The sequence below is a fragment of the Nonomuraea sp. NPDC050153 genome (assembly GCF_044460125.1).
GTDB lineage: Bacteria > Actinomycetota > Actinomycetes > Streptosporangiales > Streptosporangiaceae > Nonomuraea.
Genome location: NZ_JBITJQ010000035.1, coordinates 19,563 through 33,538 on the forward strand (window position 1 = coordinate 19,563; position 13,976 = coordinate 33,538).

Here is a 13,976-nt window from a genome sequence, read left to right on the forward strand (position 1 = left end):
AACGTTCGGTGTGCGCGGGGCTATAGCTCAGACGGTTAGAGCGCTTCCCTGATAAGGAAGAGGTCCCAGGTTCAAGTCCTGGTAGCCCCACCAGCGAAAACGCCCCGAAGCGATCAAGCTTCGGGGCGTTTTACTGCACCTGGTACTGCAACGGGCCTATTCGAACAGGTCGTTGACCATCTTGATCGCGTTTTCACGGCTCTCACCGTCGCCATGCGTGTAGATCTCCATCGTGACGGAAATCCGGCTGTGTCCGAGGATCTCCATCGCATCGCGCGGGGCGACACCCAGCTTCTTGAGTAGCGAGGCGGCGGTGTGCCTCAGATCGTGCACGCGAATGGGGCGGAGTTTCGCCGCCTTGACGATGCGGGCGAACGAGCGTGCGAGGTTACGGGGTTCGATCGGAAGTCCGGATCTCGTGGTGAATACCAGCCCGGTATCCGCCCAGTCATCCCCTGCCTGCTCTTTCATGATTTCTTGTCCGCGGCGCTGGATCTCCAGGGCTTCGCGGATGATGCCGAGGAGGGGAAGGGAACGCTTGCCCGCGTTCGTCTTCACCGGTCCGTGGTGCAGTTCCTTGCCCACCCTCACGAGCTGCCGCCGGATGTCCACATGCCCCTCGTCGAAGTCCACGTCTACCCAGCGGAGCCCGAGGGCTTCCCCGCGCCGCAGACCGTGCACCAGGAGCAGCACGAAGGCCGGGTAGAGTTGATCGGCGCGCGCAGCCTGGAGGAAGGCCCGTGCCTCGTCGGCCGTCCATGGCCGGTTGCGCTGGGGGTCCAGCGGGGGCAGCGTGGCCAGCCTCGCGACGTTGCGGGTAAGGATCTCCTCGCGTATCGCCCGCGTTAGAGCAGCGCTGAGGACGTTCCGCATGACGTGAATCGTCCCGATCGCATGATCTCCGTTGAGCATGCCGTTCAGGAACGTCTGGACATCGGCGACCGTGAGCCTGTCCAGCCTCTTACGGCCGAGGCGCGGCTTGAGGTACAGGCGAACGATCGTCTCGTATTTGGCGTAGGTCGTCTTGCGGATGGAGTGACGGGCAACCTCGTTCAGCCAATAGTCGAGGTACTCCCCCACCTTCCAAGCACGGTTGGCGACGGGAACGCCCTGGCGTGACTTGGACTTCATCTCATCGATCTTCGCCCGCGCCTCATCAGCGGTCTTGCCGTAGACCGTCTTGCGCTTCTCCGTGCCGTCCGTGGTGAGGACATAGACCTGTCCACACCATGTGCCGTCCGCGCGCTGGTACACCGTGCCCTCGTTGTTCGCACGCTTGCGACGGATCTTCTTCCGCGGCTGCTCGTCGGCAGCCCCGACTAGGGTCTTGGCGGTCATCATGCAGCTTCTTCCAGGAGGAGATCCACGAGATCGTTGAGTGCCGAAGCCGGTATCAGGCGACGCCGTCCGGCCTTGAAGGACTTGAGCTGACCTGTGCGAATGAACTTGTAGAGCGTCCAGCGGCTTACACGGAGCTGTGCCGCAGCCTCTTCGACCGAGAGAGCGAGACTGGTCATCACTCCCCCTTAAGCCGCTTCTGGAACTGCCGAAAGATCTTGTCCGTCTGCTTGGGCCTGGAGTTCGGCCATGTGGGCGCGCCATCGTTGCCGTTCGGCCACCGTGCGCAGGAGCCGCATCGCGAGCGGGGGCACGTTGGCGTCGCCGGCCGGAACCGGCTTCCAGACATAGCGGTGCGGGTCGGGTGCCTCGTCGGGCTGGCCGAGAGCTTCCAGGACCCAGGTGCGGCGGTCCTGCTTGTGTTCGGCCAGGGTCTTGTTCGACCATTTGCGCGAGACCAGCACGCGCCGGCCGGCGTAGCCGAGGTGGTCGGGCTTGTGTGCCTTGCCCCGACATCGCCCGGGCGTCATGCCGGATTCGGCGTTCTTGGGTTGGATCCCGTAACCCAGCCAGTTGGCGCACGTCGGCGAGCAGGGCTCGAATCGGAGTGCTTCGACCAGGCGCGCCGCGTGATCCTGAGATGCTTGGTCGTCCGGGTTGAGCTCTTCACCGAGGGACTTGGTCAGGTACTTGGACAGGTAGCGGATGCACTGGTCGGCGTCTGGAGTGCCCGACAGTACGCCCTGAACATTGACCTGGTCGCCGAAGCGGACCACGTGCAGGGGTTCGGCCGCCGGGTCGGCGTCGAGGTGGTCGAGCGCCTGGTCCCACGTCGGGAGCACTTCGCCCGTGTCCGGGTCGAGGTAGCCGACGCCGTTCTCCCAGACCGGCAGACGATCGCCCTCGAAGGCCACCCGATCGGCCGCAGGCCACCACACCTGGTGGTAGGTGGCCGCCGCGATCTGCTTGATCTCCGCGCGTGGCAGGGTGCCCCTGATGGCCATGTGCAGGTGCGGGGCGAGCCGCTTTTGAGGTTCGACGGTGGCGAAGTACTGCACGTCGTAGCCCGCCACGCGGCGGAGGTTCTGCACGAAGCGGTCCACCAGTTTGGAGAAGTGCAGGGCATCCCGAGCCGCCCGCCGGTAGTCGTAGGAGTCGGGATCGGCCGGAACGCCATCGCGGATCTTGCCGTAGGACGGCAGGGTGAGCGTGACGAACAGCGAGGGCCGGTAAACCTTGCCGTCCGAGCTGGTGAAGGTCCGTCCCAGTGTGGTTGCCGTCATCGTGCGCTTGGGCAGGTCCGGGGCATCCTGGCGCCTCCTGGTCGAGCGGTTGCGCTTGCCCGCCGCAGCGCCGAGCACGTTGCCGCGCATGCCCACCGCGTTGATCTCCGCATCCAGGCCGGTGATGATGGCGTCCAGCTCGGTGGTGTCCTGGGCCGCCTGCTCAGCCTGGTCACGTTGGGCTTGCATGTCGGCGCGGAATTCGATCAGCCAGCGCTGCTCATCGGTCGGCTCTTTCGGTGTGATGATCGGTTCAGCGTCCAGGTGCCAGCCCTCCCGGCATTGGGCCATCCGCAGGTGCCGGTTGCGCTTGGCGCACGGTGGACATGCGGTCTCCAGGTTGGCGCCGCACGGTACATCGATGATCTCGGTCTGTCCGGTGTGGGTGTCGAGCCGCTTGAGGGCGATCGGCCGGACGCAGACGCCGTGTTGGATGGCGACCTGTTCGGCCACCTCCCGGGCCAGAGGTTGCGCCATCCGCATGGCCCGGGGCGTAGCACGGTTGATCGCTTTGGTCGGCTGCTCCGTTCCCGTCATCGATCCCCCTCCGTTCCTTCGCCGATCTCGGGGAAGACGAGCGCCGACTGTCCGCACTCGCGGCATTCGACCAGCGCCCGTGTGGGGTCGAGCCAGAGGGCGTTGAGCGTCTTGCAGGTCGAGCAGCGCAGCCCGTCCAGGAAGTGTGCGACGGTGGTCATCGGACTTCACCGCCCGCCGGGGCGAACTCGGTCACCATGGCGCGGATGTCGGCGTCGGAGACGTAGGCCGCGCGTACCCGCACGGGATCCGGTGAGGTTTCTAGCCGGACATAGCCGACGCCAGCGCCCAGGACGGGGTTCGGGGAGATCTGATCGGCCAGCGCGCCACGGTCGCGGGCACCGTCGCCAAGCACCATGTCCACTTGCTCCGCCTCGTCCAGCCGGAGGGCGATCTTGTCGGGGAACAGGTTGCGGATCGTCATGACCTCCTTGCGGGGGTCCTGGAGAGCCGCCATGACGCCGACACCGACCGCCCGCCCTTGGGTCGTCAGGGTGGCCAGGGCAGCCGAGACGCGCCGTTTCAAGTCCCGGTCGGCCTGGTAGGCGGTCAGGAACGCGACCTCATCGACGATCACCAGGACGAACGGATCCTCGACCGTGGGAGTGTGCGAACGCTGGTGTCCGCCGAACCGGGCGGCCCGCTCCTGCATGACCTTGACCGCCTGCTCTAACAGCTCCGCACACTCTTCCGGGGTGGCGGCGTAGCGAGGGCCGAACAGGGCACGGCCAAAGGACAGCTCCATCAGCTTGGGATCGAGCGCCCACAGCTCGACCAGGCCCGCCCGGACGGCCGGAAGCAGGCCGCGGATGGCGGACCAGATGATCGAGCCTTTGCCTGCTCCGGTGGCACCGGCTATCAGCTTGTGTGTGCCGTGCACGTTGAGCAGCCATGGCCGCCCGTCCTCTTGGATGCCGATCTCGACCGGCCCCACAGTCGGCACGTCCGGGATCGGGATCGCTGGCAGGGGTGTGGCCAGCGGATCGCGCCGGGGGAAGGTCAACACCAGGCGACCGGCCTTTACGACCGAGACGCGGCAGGATGGCGCGCCGAAGCCGTGCGCCAGGAGTTCGATGCGGTCGGCCCAGTCCTTGACTGCCTGACCCTTCAGCATCCGCACGGTGACCTGGTCCGCCCAGGCTGTGCAGGTGACCTTGCCGAGCCGGGGCAGGTAATCACGGCCGCGCAGGTGCCTGCCGAGCCCGGAGACGATCATTACCGGTTGCCAGTGCCGCCGGTAGACCCAGATGAGCCGCCACCAGGCCAGCAGCCGCCTGCTGATTAGCCGGGCGAAAGAGACGCGATCGACCAGCGCCCAGGCGATGAGCCCCGTTGGCATGGGAGCGGACAGCAGCAGAGCGATGTGCCAGCCGTACAGCCAGCACAGCACGAACGGTATGGCCAGCACAGTCACGGCGATGGGGTGCCGCCACATCGTGCGGATAAGGCCGGCCACGAGCCGAGCGGCCAGGATGACGATGGTGATGATGGCCGGGGTGGTGACGACCGCGGGGCGGAAGACCACGGCGGTGTCCGGGGTGGTGGTGACCAGGTTGCGCGCCTCGTCACCGGGAAGCTTGCGGAACATATGCTTGGTGCCTCTCGTGATGTGGTGTCAGGGGAGAACCAAGGGGCCGCCGGAAGTTGGCGCTTCTGGCGGCCCCGCCTTACCAGTGGTCAGGCCGCCGTCTGGTCGCTGGTGGCCTGGTCAGGGGCCGACTGTTCGGCGTGCAAGCGCTCACAGTCGGCGAGGTAGGCCGTAGCCGCGTCGGCGATCTTCCGGGCGAGCATCACATCCTGGTCGGTGACCAGCCCAGCGCCAGTGGTGGAGATCGTCAGGCCCGCCTCGCTGGTCTCCAGGCACAGCACCGGCCGCACCTTCTCGACCAGCATCGTGTTCGCCCGCAGGTACGGCGTGTGGAACGAGATGTGGAGCTGCGGTCGCTCCGTGCCGTACATGGCCATGGACACGTAGGTGTAGGGGTCGCGGCTGCTCACTTGGTCACCGCCGCTCCGGCCGGAAGGCCACGGAACATGCGCTCGACCGAGGTAGCGAAACCGGCCGCCTGTTCGGCGAGCTGGCGGGCGAACTCCACGTCGGCCGCCGTGACCCGGGTCGCCGTCGAGGTGGTGACCAGTACCGAGGTGGCGCCGAAGTCGAGCATGAGCACTGGCGTGCGCAGCCGGTAGGGGCGGTTCTCGGCACGGGCACCGGCCGAGGTGTTGAGGTTGATCACGCTCGTGGGCCGCTTGCGGTTCCGCGTGCTCATCAGACCGCCGCCTCCTTGCTGACCGCGTGCTTGCTGACCTGGCGGGGAGCGCGCATCTCACGCGCCTTGATCGAGTACGCCAGCCGTCCCTGCTGGTTGACGTACGGGGTGACGGTCATGCCGTCGAACTCCACCGGCGTGAACGGCAGCCCGGACATCGCCGCCGGCGGGATCGGCTGTACCGGGGAGAGGACCTTGACCGCGACCGTCTTCTGCGACGCCTTCACGGTCGGGTCGGCGTCCATGACCGCGATCTGCCACACGAGCTCACCGGACAGCTTGTCGCGCGCCTGAACCTCCCGCCCGCTGCTGGAGGCTTCGAAGTCGCGCACCGGCTCGACTTCCCCGACCGCGTAGCAGCCAGCGGGGAAGACCTGGTCGAAGCTGACGGGGATGGGACCTTGCAGAGCCATTCGAGATTCCTTCTCGTCGTATTCTCAACAACTTGTCTTGTCGAGTACTTCGAATGTACCCAGCCATGACGGCTTGACAAGATGAGTTAACGAGAGAGTATCGATGTGATGCAGGTCACATGTCTAGAGGGCGTAAGAGTCCTCTAGCTCATGCAGTGATCCGGGCATCACCTGATCGACGACCAGCACCGCACGGCCGGATGCATCGAACACCGTGGCCACCACGCCCAGCACGGCCGACCCCTTGCCGATCTCCAGGATCTTGGCCTCATCTGCTGACGGATGGCGAGCGCTCAACCGCTCCACCACGTGCTGCAACCGCAGCCGCTTGACCGTCTGAAGATGCTGACGCAGTCCCACGCTCAAGACACTCGCCTGATCAAGTTCGGCCCCGTTGGCGATCTCGTGGTGAGCCCAGAAGGTGACCAGCTCAGTCGGCCGTTCACCGTCGTGGAAGAGCACACGCCGCATCATGACCGGCGCGTTGTCCTCCAGGTCGAGCAGGCGCGCTACCGGCCGGGGAGCCGACTGCCAGCCGGCCCGTACGACAGTGCCGCCCTCGTTGCTCTCGCTGCGGTCGAGCATGGCGCGGCTTGGCTTGCTGCCCGCGTCGCTGAGCGCGGGAGCCGCCTTTACGTACGAGCCCCTTCCGTGCTCGCGATCGATCACGTTGCGCAGTTGCAGCACTTGAAGCGCCCGCACGACGGTAGGACGGGAGACCCCGAACTCCTTGACGAGCTGCGTCTCGGACGGTAGCAGCGAACCCGGAGGGTAGGTACCGTCGGCGATCTTGCCAGTGATCGCTTGCACGATCTGGGCATACTTCGGGGGCTGGAACTCATCCATTGATGCCATGGCGACCGCCTAACAACTCGACTTGTCGTCAGAGTATCAAGCTGACATCAAGTATCTCCAGCCCTACGGTTCAGCTTGACGGCCAAGCAGCCGCGTGCGAACACGAGCATGCAAGTACAGGTGATATAGCGCAGTCGCGCTATATCCGTCACGCACGTCATCCACGTTCAGATCGAAATGGTCGAGGAATTCGACTCTCGTCAACCCCGTGCATCCCGCGTGATCCTCGCCCAACGATGCCGCTTCACGGGCCGTTCCATGAGCGTGACTCCACTTGTCTTGAGCCATGTCGATCACGACCCGCCCAGCGCGGCCCAGACCACCTTGCCGCCCGCCGACAGCCACCGATACCCCCAGCTCTCCGCCAGGTGATCCACCACCGACAGGCCCCGCCCGCCCAGCTCATCAGGTCCAGCCTTGATCAGTTTCGGCGGAGTGCGGGCCGAGTCCCACACCTCCAGGACCACGAGCTTGCCGGGTACGCACGTCTCGTACAGGCCCAAGCAGAACGACCTGGACCCGCAAGTCGGCGACGCCTCAGGAACCCAGCGAGGAACCGTGCCCAGGGGCTCAATGGGACCCATGGCCTTGATCGCGTTCGAGCTCAGCTCGGTAGCGATCAGCTCAGCGTCCTCCCCCAAATCCTCACGGCCCCACGTCGTTAGTACATCCCGTACGTAGTCACGGGCCAGCGACAGCGCGGCGGGATAGACGGGCAACCACAGATAGACCACTACGACCGCCTCACCAGTCGAGCAATCGTCTCGCCAGCCTCGCCCAGCGCGTCCGCGCTCACGGACCGGTCCGGGCCCCGCCCCCAGGTGTAGAACCATCCCTCAGCGCGCCAGGCAACGCGGACCTTCACATACTCCACAGCGCCCTGAAGGACCAGGGCGGGATCGCTGCCGACCTGGAGTTGCAAGGTGACGCTCAACCCCGCCAAGCGAAGGTTCCAGGCCAGCGGCACCAAGCGCTGAAACTGCGACTGCCACACCTGGGCACTCGTCACGGCTTGGACCGCACGAGCTTGTCCCCGACTACGCCTGGTCACGTGGCCTCCAGGTCAGAACCTGTGCCATCGCACGTCAGGCAGGTCTCCCTAGCTCGGATGGCGGCCAGCTTCCCACCCGCCGGTATCGCGACTAACCCGCGCCGAGGACTCACGTACTTCCAGCCCCGACCGTCGCAAGATCCACATGATCCTCGATCGTCCATGGTCAATCCCTGCCGTTGCTGTGGCTGCCTGGAAAGCCAGCACCTCTACTCGCCTAGAGGAGTTGCTCTGAAGCATTGTCAACTCGTCTAGAGGAGTCAGTCAAGCGCTATCGTGCGGGCAGTTCATACGAGAGCACGTAGGCGTCACTCGACATCACCGTGTCGCAGACTTCTACAGGGAGCCCTTCCACCGTGTACGCGGTGCGGATCAACTGGAACACGGGAACGCCTGGAGCGAGCTTGAGCGCCCGCACTTCATCGCGGAGAGGCATCCTCGCCTTCACGTCTTCCACGAAATGATCGAGCCGGTATCCCAACTCCTCCAGACGGGCGTAGATCCCGCCTGGCCCACTGTTCGGTTCCGCGATCTGCGTGTTCCGCGCGATCTCCGCCGGGATGTACGAGACGGCCGTCTCGACCGGTTGACCATTGATCAGGTAACGCCGGGATCGAGAGATCACGAGCTCGTCGGGGGAGATGGCCAGCCGTTCCGCGACGGCGACCGGAGGGCGTACCTCTTTGATCTCTATGGAGTCCACCGAGGGCTTTGCGCCGGCTCCTTCGGTCTCGGCGATGAACGCTGCCTTGCCCTGCTCTCGATGCCTCCGGGCGAAGCGGTCCGACGCCAAGCGGCGCACAGGAGGGCGCGAACGGACGAACACGCCGCGCCCGTGCTCCGCCACCGTCAGCCCTTCACCTTGAAGGACTTGCAGCGCATTCCGGATGGTCATCCGTGCAACCCCGTAATGTTGCATGAGCTGAGCTTCTGAGGGCACCTTGGCACCTTCAGGGAGCGAGCCGCGCTCGATGGCGTCACGAATGTGATCAGCTATCTGGCGGAAAACGGCCCGATCGCTGACGGGATCGAGGTCCGGCAACGAGAGCTCTGCCACGACCACTCCTCAACTCGTACATACGTGTTTGCGGGTTGAGGATAGCGACCAGGTACGCCGGAGGGAATCGATGAACCAGCCCCACAGACACTCCGTCAGCGTGGCAGGCGTGATCATCGACGATCAGGGACGCGCACTTCTGACCCAACGCCGAGACAACGGCCACTGGGAAGCGCCTGGCGGGATCCTGGAGCTGGACGAAGACATCATCTCGGGCTTGCTCCGCGAGATCCGCGAGGAAACCGGCCTGGAGGTCGAGCCCGTCACCCTGACCGGCGTCTACAAGAACATGGCACGAGGCATCGTCGCCCTGGTCTTTCGCTGCAAGGTCATCGGCGGAAAGCTCGTCGAGACCGACGAGGCTCGCGGCTTCAAGTGGGTCACGGCCGACGAGGTCCAATCCCTCGCATCCCAAGCGTTCGGCATCCGCGTACTCGACGCCATGCAAGGCAGCAGCATTCCAGCCATCCGTCACCACGACGGCGTTCACCTACTCCGACCCGAAGACCCGCGGCAGCCTCAGCAGTGACCTTGCCGAATTGTTCTTATATGGATCAAGGGCGGCGCTCCGCGCCGCCTCGCGGCCCTGCGTCCGCTCGGCGGCCGGGCGTGCGGCCTGGGGGCCGGTCCCGGCCGCCGGCGGCTCGGGCCGCGCGGTGTCGCTCCCAGCGGCTCCTAGCCAACACGACCAATGGCTTCGTCTCCCAGGATCGCGCGACAGAATGCGTTCACGCTCTTCTGACCACTGGAGGCATTCATGAGTACGTCCGACGTCACATCGTTGACCGGCTACGGCATCGTGCTGCGACACTGGACCGAGCACGACACGCCCGCGATGGTAGAACTCTTCGACACCCCCGACATTGGCCACCGCACGCCGCTCCCCTCTCCCTTCGACTTGGTCGCTGCGCGCGAGTACCTGCAGATGATTCAGAGAACTCAGGCCAGTGGCCAGCGCCTTCACTTGGCTATCACCGTCGATGGGCAACACCCGCGAGGCGAAGTCCTACTGAACCTGGAGACCGGCAGTATTGGCTACGGTCTCGGAGTTGCCTATCGGGGGCAAGGCTTGGTGAGCCGTGCAGTCCGGCTGATAACCGACTACGCCCATCAATCTCTGGCCATGCCGAACGTGTTCGCGCAGATCGAGCCTGATAACCACGCCAGTATCGCCGTCGTCCGCAGCGCCGGTTTCCAACTCACAGACGAAGCACCTGAACAGGTGACAGACAAGGGACGTACCTACGAACTTCTTACCTGGGTGCACACCGCTTGATGACATAGAGAGCAAGGAGCAAGGCCCTCCCAAGCGACGGCGGCGTTACCGCCTTCGACCCCAGAGCACAAAAGAAGTGCCTCCGGCGGGGGCGCTCCGGCTCCGGGATGATCGCCCCGCCAGGCGTCCAGGCCGTAGACGGCGGGGGTGGAAGCCTGATCATCCCGCCCACCATCGACCCGGGGCAAGCCGAGCAGACCAGGGCCACGGGTACCAGATCGTTCGTCCGGTGGGGCGCTCCATCTGGTACCCGTGGCCCTGGCCCGCTTCCCCTTCGGGCGGGTCGACGGCAGACGGGATGATCAGGGCGCACAGTGCGCGTCGCACGAGAAACACCAGGTCGCAGGCTGATCGCCGTGCAATTAGCGTGCAATTAAACAGGGTAACGAGGGGTCAACCACGGTCACTCATGACCAGGCTTCTGCCCAGCTCAGAGCCCTCACGTGCCGCGATCCTTGCAGTTCCCAAGCTGACAGCCCGCCCTCCGGTATCGCCCCTTGCGCGATCATTGAACGATGAGAGCACGAGTGAATGATTTCCGTTGGGTCGACCTTGATGTCGGGCGGAGCGTTGATGATCCAGCCCACGCCTGTGAACTCCTGGAGATGTATGTCGGCCCTTGGGGCGGTCCAGGAGCGGAACGGTTTCAGCTCACCGTCTGCACTCCATTGGCCCTTGTGGAGCAGTTGCAGCACCACCCCGTTCTCATCGGCCGGCACTGGCTCTTCGTCCCCGCACTTCACCCTGACAAGGTGACCAAGTGGCTGAGTGATCGAATTGCCGTGCTGGAAGCTCCGACGTGGAGTGAGCTCGCTGAGAAGATCGGCCGCATCGGAGAATGGGAGTTCGAGGACTACGCTGACTGAGCCCTGCACTGCAACGAGTACTGCAACAGGGGCACACAGCAGCTCACGTCCACACTCACACAGCACTGTTCAGGGCCGGGGCATAAGCCTCTGATCAAGGCATGGACAGTCCTGATAAGGAAGAGGTCCCAGGTTCAAGTCCTGGTAGCCCCACAGAGTTCAACCAGCTCAGAGGCTAGATCCCAAGATCGCGGATCTGGCCTCTTGATCGTTTGACCGCCATTTGGCCGTCGCGCCGAACCTCTCGACCGTATGGTGCCGTGTTCACGTAAGTTCTCCCCCGGCCGCCACAGTGGTCGGGGCCAAGCGCGCGCTGGACGACATGCTGACGCTGCAGTTGGCCTCGAGCGCGACCGGCCCGTTCAACCTGATCGTTGCAGCGGGCGCCCTCGCGAGCACGGTGCGGACAGCGTGGATGAGGTCATCGGTGCGGGTCCGCTCGAAACCGGCCCGGTTGAAGGTCCTCGTCGCTCGGCCGTCTCCTTCAGCTGTCTCGTCGGCGGGCCCGCCACAGTGCCGTCGCCGCGCCCACGAGCAGCAGCGCCACCCCGATGAACGCCTCGGCGCCGCCGTCGGGTGCGAGGTGCGCGGGGTGGGCCAGCAGGGTCGCCGTCATCGCAGGTCGAAGGTGGTTGCGACGGCCGGGGCCTCGGCGAGGTGGATGGTGTGGGTGGTTGCGATGTGCAACCAGGCGTTGCCGGTCCGCAGCGTCGTGACGGCCTTCGCAAGACCCCAGAACGCGACCTGCATGAACCATGCGAGGGACAAGGCGACCTGTGCGGGCGAATCCCACCCGAGGAACGCCTCGGTGATGTTGAGGGCGCCGTACGCGAGAGCGGACAGGACCGATCCGGTCACCCACGACCGCGCCAGGACCGACAGCCGCGGGGTCAGCAGCGACTGGGTCGTGATCATGATGGGCAGGAACGACCCGAGGGTGAACAGCACGAGGGTGAGCGCGTGCCCGGCGGCGGAGGTCGTGTAGTACTCCGGGGTGGCGACGAAGAAGATCGGCGGGAGCCCGACGAGGATGAAGTACGGAATCCACACCTTCGGCCGGCCGAACCGCAGCAGCATGCTGTCCGGGCGGTAGCCCAGCCGGTAACGGAAGAACCAGTACGGCAGTACCGCGAGGGTGACGAAGTTGAAGATCGCCCAGGTCAGGGTGGTTGCAGGGGTCTGCCCGTCCCAGACGGCCTGCGCGCCGGGGGCGAGCCCGACGAACGCGATGTGGGTGCGGATGTCGAACACGTTGCCGACCGCCAGGACTGCCGCCATCCAGGCCAGCAGGCCGGCGGTCTCCTTGCCGGGGTTGCGGAAGTCGGGGGCGTTGCGGTGATCGAGCGGTGCGCGGCGCCGCGCGAGGAGGAATAAGAACGCGATGCTGACGACGCCGCCGGCGATGCCGGAGAAGTACCCGATCGGCTCTTGGTCGCTGAGCGGCAGCACGGACCGGTCGGTCGTGAAGATGTAGACGGTGGCGGCCGCCCAGGCGGCCAGGAACAGCAGCAGCCATCGGTTGGTGAACAGGTCGCGGACGGCGGTCGGTGCCGACGTCGGTGCGGCGGTGGTCATGGGGGACTTCTCCCGAGTAGGTCGGACAGAATAGAGAACGATGTTCTCGTTGAGAGCATCGTTCTTTCTCTTCGCCTTGTCAAGAACAGTGTTCTCGTTTTGTGCGACCATGGCGGGATGACGACCGCTTCCACCGGCTTGCGGGCCCGCCGCCGACAGGAGTTGCTCGCCGCTATCCGGACCGCTGCCCTCGAGGAATTGCGCCGCTCCGGCGCCGCCGGCCTGTCCCTGCGCGCAGTCGCCCGCGACGTCGGGATCGCTGTTTCCGCCCTCTACCGCTATTTCCCGAGCCGCGACGAGCTGCTGACCGACCTGATCGTCGCTGCGTTCGACGAGCACGCCGACGCCGTCGAAGCCGGCGGTGCGCACGATGACGTGGGGGAGGCGCTGCGTGGGGTCTGGCACGCCTACCGGGCCTGGGCGCTGGCCCACCCAGCCGAGTTCGGGCTCGCCTATGGCACCCCGGTCCCCGGCTACCTCGCGCCGCCGGAAGACACTGTGCGTGCCGGGAGTCGCATCGGCCGGTTCGCCCTCGGGCTGCTCACCCGCGCCTACACCGAAGGCCGCCTCGACCCCGACACGCTGCACCGGCGCGCCGCCCGCCTGTCACCGGGCACCGCCGAACAGCTCGAGACCTGGTCCAGGCGGCACGAACAGCGGGTGCCGACGGAGGTCCTCGCCGTGTGGCTCGACCTGTTCGTGCACCTGCACGGCCTGGTGTCCATGGAGGTATTCGGCCTGCTGCGCCCAATCACCCCGGACGCCGCCCCCTACGCCGCCGAAGTCGTCGACACCGAGCTCGCCGCTCTGGTCAGACCTCGATGTTGATGGCCGGACGTTCGCTGCAGGGGACTCAGGTGTGGAGGGAGTGGAGAAATCGTTCGATGAGCTGTCGGCTTTCCTGTGCGGGGTCGCCGGCCCAGCGCAGAACGCCGTCGTTCGCCTTGAGCAGCAGCATCACGTCGTTCTCATCAGCGTCCTGGCGGAGGTCGCCGGCGGTCTTGGCCGCGTCGAGCAGTTGGCGTAGCGCTCTTCCGGCCTCGGTGCGGGAGCGGCCGACTGGGCTGTCCGCCGGGAAGTCGTGGAGGAAGACCGCGGTGAATGCCCGGTCCTCCAGTTGCAGGTGCGCGAGATGGTTGACGTGGTCGACGAGGCCCTGCCAGGGGTCGGGGTTGGCCAGCGCGGTGTGAACTGAGCTCTCGCATTCGGTCAGCCGGTCGGTGAAGACGTAGGCCAGGAGGTCTTCACGGGTCGGGAATCGCCGGTAGAGCGTGGCCGTGCCCACGCCCGCGCGCTTGGCGATCTCCTTCGTCGGAGCGTCGGCTCCGAGTTCGCGGAAGGCGGCGCGGGCGGCGCCGGCGATGCGGTCGCGGTTGCGTTCCGCGTCGGCGCGCAGGCTGCGCTGCGCTGCGTACTGATCGATCATGTCACCAACCCATAAGTGGGCACAGGTGC

At 65.8% G+C, this 13,976-nt stretch carries 18 protein-coding genes and 1 tRNA gene; 5 read left to right on the plus strand and 14 right to left on the minus strand.

The genetic code is table 11. The features are described 5' to 3' along the window. Positions 1-16 precede the first annotated feature (16 nt). Positions 17-93: transfer RNA gene (locus tag ACIBQ1_RS49795), tRNA-Ile, on the plus strand. Positions 94-156: 63 nt separating this feature from the next. Here ACIBQ1_RS49795 and ACIBQ1_RS49800 read toward each other — a convergent pair. The 11 genes from ACIBQ1_RS49800 to ACIBQ1_RS49850 all read right to left on the minus strand — a co-directional run bounded on the left by ACIBQ1_RS49800 (position 157) and on the right by ACIBQ1_RS49850 (position 8,804). After that, complete coding sequence (locus ACIBQ1_RS49800; protein WP_397288914.1) at positions 157-1,341, minus strand: tyrosine-type recombinase/integrase; 1,185 nt, start codon at positions 1,339-1,341, stop codon at positions 157-159. Then, a complete protein-coding gene (locus tag ACIBQ1_RS49805) occupies positions 1,338-1,517 on the minus strand; it encodes a helix-turn-helix domain-containing protein (RefSeq protein ID WP_397288916.1) in 180 nt (59 codons plus the stop codon). The genes ACIBQ1_RS49800 and ACIBQ1_RS49805 overlap by 4 nt, the downstream gene beginning before the upstream one ends. 9 nt (positions 1,518-1,526) lie before the next feature. Beyond that, positions 1,527-3,158, minus strand: coding sequence for a replication initiator (locus ACIBQ1_RS49810; protein ID WP_397288918.1), 1,632 nt, complete (start codon positions 3,156-3,158; stop codon positions 1,527-1,529). Further along, positions 3,155-3,319 (minus strand): hypothetical protein, encoded by a 165-nt coding sequence (locus ACIBQ1_RS49815; RefSeq protein ID WP_397288920.1) that lies wholly within the window; start codon positions 3,317-3,319, stop codon positions 3,155-3,157. The genes ACIBQ1_RS49810 and ACIBQ1_RS49815 overlap by 4 nt, the downstream gene beginning before the upstream one ends. Then, positions 3,316-4,746: an FtsK/SpoIIIE domain-containing protein gene (locus ACIBQ1_RS49820; protein ID WP_397288922.1), complete on the minus strand. Its 1,431-nt coding sequence runs from the start codon at positions 4,744-4,746 to the stop codon at positions 3,316-3,318. Before ACIBQ1_RS49820 ends, ACIBQ1_RS49815 begins: the two co-directional genes overlap by 4 nt. A gap of 89 nt (positions 4,747-4,835) precedes the next feature. Continuing rightward, the gene (locus ACIBQ1_RS49825; RefSeq protein WP_397288924.1) at positions 4,836-5,156 is read right to left on the minus strand and encodes a hypothetical protein; all 321 of its coding nucleotides are present in this window, start codon (positions 5,154-5,156) and stop codon (positions 4,836-4,838) included. Next, complete coding sequence (locus tag ACIBQ1_RS49830) at positions 5,153-5,428, minus strand: hypothetical protein (protein WP_397288926.1); 276 nt, start codon at positions 5,426-5,428, stop codon at positions 5,153-5,155. The genes ACIBQ1_RS49825 and ACIBQ1_RS49830 overlap by 4 nt, the downstream gene beginning before the upstream one ends. Then, positions 5,428-5,841, minus strand: a complete 414-nt coding sequence (locus tag ACIBQ1_RS49835) for a plasmid replication, integration and excision activator (RefSeq protein WP_397288928.1) — start codon at positions 5,839-5,841, stop codon at positions 5,428-5,430. Before ACIBQ1_RS49835 ends, ACIBQ1_RS49830 begins: the two co-directional genes overlap by 1 nt. A gap of 123 nt (positions 5,842-5,964) precedes the next feature. Further along, positions 5,965-6,687 (minus strand): GntR family transcriptional regulator, encoded by a 723-nt coding sequence (locus tag ACIBQ1_RS49840; protein WP_397288929.1) that lies wholly within the window; start codon positions 6,685-6,687, stop codon positions 5,965-5,967. Positions 6,688-6,989: 302 nt separating this feature from the next. Further along, positions 6,990-7,430 carry an ATP-binding protein gene (locus ACIBQ1_RS49845; protein WP_397288931.1) on the minus strand — a complete coding sequence of 147 codons (441 nt, stop codon included), beginning with the start codon at positions 7,428-7,430 and terminating at the stop codon, positions 6,990-6,992. A gap of 588 nt (positions 7,431-8,018) precedes the next feature. Beyond that, positions 8,019-8,804, minus strand: a complete 786-nt coding sequence (locus ACIBQ1_RS49850; protein ID WP_397288933.1) for a GntR family transcriptional regulator — start codon at positions 8,802-8,804, stop codon at positions 8,019-8,021. 70 nt (positions 8,805-8,874) lie between these two features. Here ACIBQ1_RS49850 and ACIBQ1_RS49855 point away from each other — a divergent pair, with 70 nt between their 5' ends. The 3 genes from ACIBQ1_RS49855 (at position 8,875) to ACIBQ1_RS49865 (ending at position 10,946) form a co-directional block, all read left to right on the plus strand. Further along, entirely contained in the window at positions 8,875-9,333 is a 459-nt protein-coding gene (locus ACIBQ1_RS49855; RefSeq protein WP_397288935.1) for an NUDIX hydrolase, read from the plus strand. 228 nt (positions 9,334-9,561) lie between these two features. Further along, entirely contained in the window at positions 9,562-10,080 is a 519-nt protein-coding gene (locus tag ACIBQ1_RS49860; protein WP_397288937.1) for a GNAT family N-acetyltransferase, read from the plus strand. 515 nt (positions 10,081-10,595) lie between these two features. Further along, positions 10,596-10,946 (plus strand): Imm8 family immunity protein, encoded by a 351-nt coding sequence (locus ACIBQ1_RS49865; RefSeq protein WP_397288939.1) that lies wholly within the window; start codon positions 10,596-10,598, stop codon positions 10,944-10,946. 484 nt (positions 10,947-11,430) lie between these two features. Here the strand turns inward: ACIBQ1_RS49865 and ACIBQ1_RS49870 are convergent, their stop codons facing one another. Continuing rightward, positions 11,431-11,562: a hypothetical protein gene (locus ACIBQ1_RS49870; RefSeq protein WP_397288940.1), complete on the minus strand. Its 132-nt coding sequence runs from the start codon at positions 11,560-11,562 to the stop codon at positions 11,431-11,433. Continuing rightward, entirely contained in the window at positions 11,559-12,521 is a 963-nt protein-coding gene (locus ACIBQ1_RS49875) for a hypothetical protein (protein ID WP_397289121.1), read from the minus strand. Before ACIBQ1_RS49875 ends, ACIBQ1_RS49870 begins: the two co-directional genes overlap by 4 nt. Positions 12,522-12,638: 117 nt before the next feature. Between ACIBQ1_RS49875 and ACIBQ1_RS49880 the strand changes: the two genes are divergently transcribed. After that, on the plus strand, positions 12,639-13,349 hold the full coding sequence (locus ACIBQ1_RS49880) for a TetR/AcrR family transcriptional regulator (protein ID WP_397288942.1): 711 nt from the start codon (positions 12,639-12,641) through the stop codon (positions 13,347-13,349). Positions 13,350-13,374: 25 nt separating this feature from the next. Here ACIBQ1_RS49880 and ACIBQ1_RS49885 read toward each other — a convergent pair whose 3' ends face one another. Further along, the gene (locus ACIBQ1_RS49885) at positions 13,375-13,947 is read right to left on the minus strand and encodes a TetR/AcrR family transcriptional regulator (RefSeq protein WP_397288944.1); all 573 of its coding nucleotides are present in this window, start codon (positions 13,945-13,947) and stop codon (positions 13,375-13,377) included. Positions 13,948-13,976: the final 29 nt, after the last annotated feature.

Excerpts from the sequence above, each read along its gene's own strand:
- ACIBQ1_RS49810 (WP_397288918.1), bottom strand. The coding sequence starts at position 3,158 with ATGACGGGAACGGAGCAGCCGACCAAAGCGATCAACCGTGCTACGCCC.
- ACIBQ1_RS49870 (WP_397288940.1), bottom strand. The coding sequence starts at position 11,562 with ATGACGGCGACCCTGCTGGCCCACCCCGCGCACCTCGCACCCGACGGC.
- ACIBQ1_RS49865 (WP_397288939.1), top strand. The coding sequence starts at position 10,596 with ATGAGAGCACGAGTGAATGATTTCCGTTGGGTCGACCTTGATGTCGGG.
- ACIBQ1_RS49805 (WP_397288916.1), bottom strand. The coding sequence starts at position 1,517 with ATGACCAGTCTCGCTCTCTCGGTCGAAGAGGCTGCGGCACAGCTCCGT.
- ACIBQ1_RS49855 (WP_397288935.1), top strand. The coding sequence starts at position 8,875 with ATGAACCAGCCCCACAGACACTCCGTCAGCGTGGCAGGCGTGATCATC.
- ACIBQ1_RS49840 (WP_397288929.1), bottom strand. The coding sequence starts at position 6,687 with ATGGATGAGTTCCAGCCCCCGAAGTATGCCCAGATCGTGCAAGCGATC.
- ACIBQ1_RS49835 (WP_397288928.1), bottom strand. The coding sequence starts at position 5,841 with ATGGCTCTGCAAGGTCCCATCCCCGTCAGCTTCGACCAGGTCTTCCCC.
- ACIBQ1_RS49800 (WP_397288914.1), bottom strand. The coding sequence starts at position 1,341 with ATGATGACCGCCAAGACCCTAGTCGGGGCTGCCGACGAGCAGCCGCGG.
- ACIBQ1_RS49875 (WP_397289121.1), bottom strand. The coding sequence starts at position 12,521 with ATGACCACCGCCGCACCGACGTCGGCACCGACCGCCGTCCGCGACCTG.
- ACIBQ1_RS49830 (WP_397288926.1), bottom strand. The coding sequence starts at position 5,428 with ATGAGCACGCGGAACCGCAAGCGGCCCACGAGCGTGATCAACCTCAAC.
- ACIBQ1_RS49880 (WP_397288942.1), top strand. The coding sequence starts at position 12,639 with ATGACGACCGCTTCCACCGGCTTGCGGGCCCGCCGCCGACAGGAGTTG.
- ACIBQ1_RS49815 (WP_397288920.1), bottom strand. The coding sequence starts at position 3,319 with ATGACCACCGTCGCACACTTCCTGGACGGGCTGCGCTGCTCGACCTGC.
- ACIBQ1_RS49820 (WP_397288922.1), bottom strand. The coding sequence starts at position 4,746 with ATGTTCCGCAAGCTTCCCGGTGACGAGGCGCGCAACCTGGTCACCACC.
- ACIBQ1_RS49885 (WP_397288944.1), bottom strand. The coding sequence starts at position 13,947 with ATGATCGATCAGTACGCAGCGCAGCGCAGCCTGCGCGCCGACGCGGAA.
- ACIBQ1_RS49860 (WP_397288937.1), top strand. The coding sequence starts at position 9,562 with ATGAGTACGTCCGACGTCACATCGTTGACCGGCTACGGCATCGTGCTG.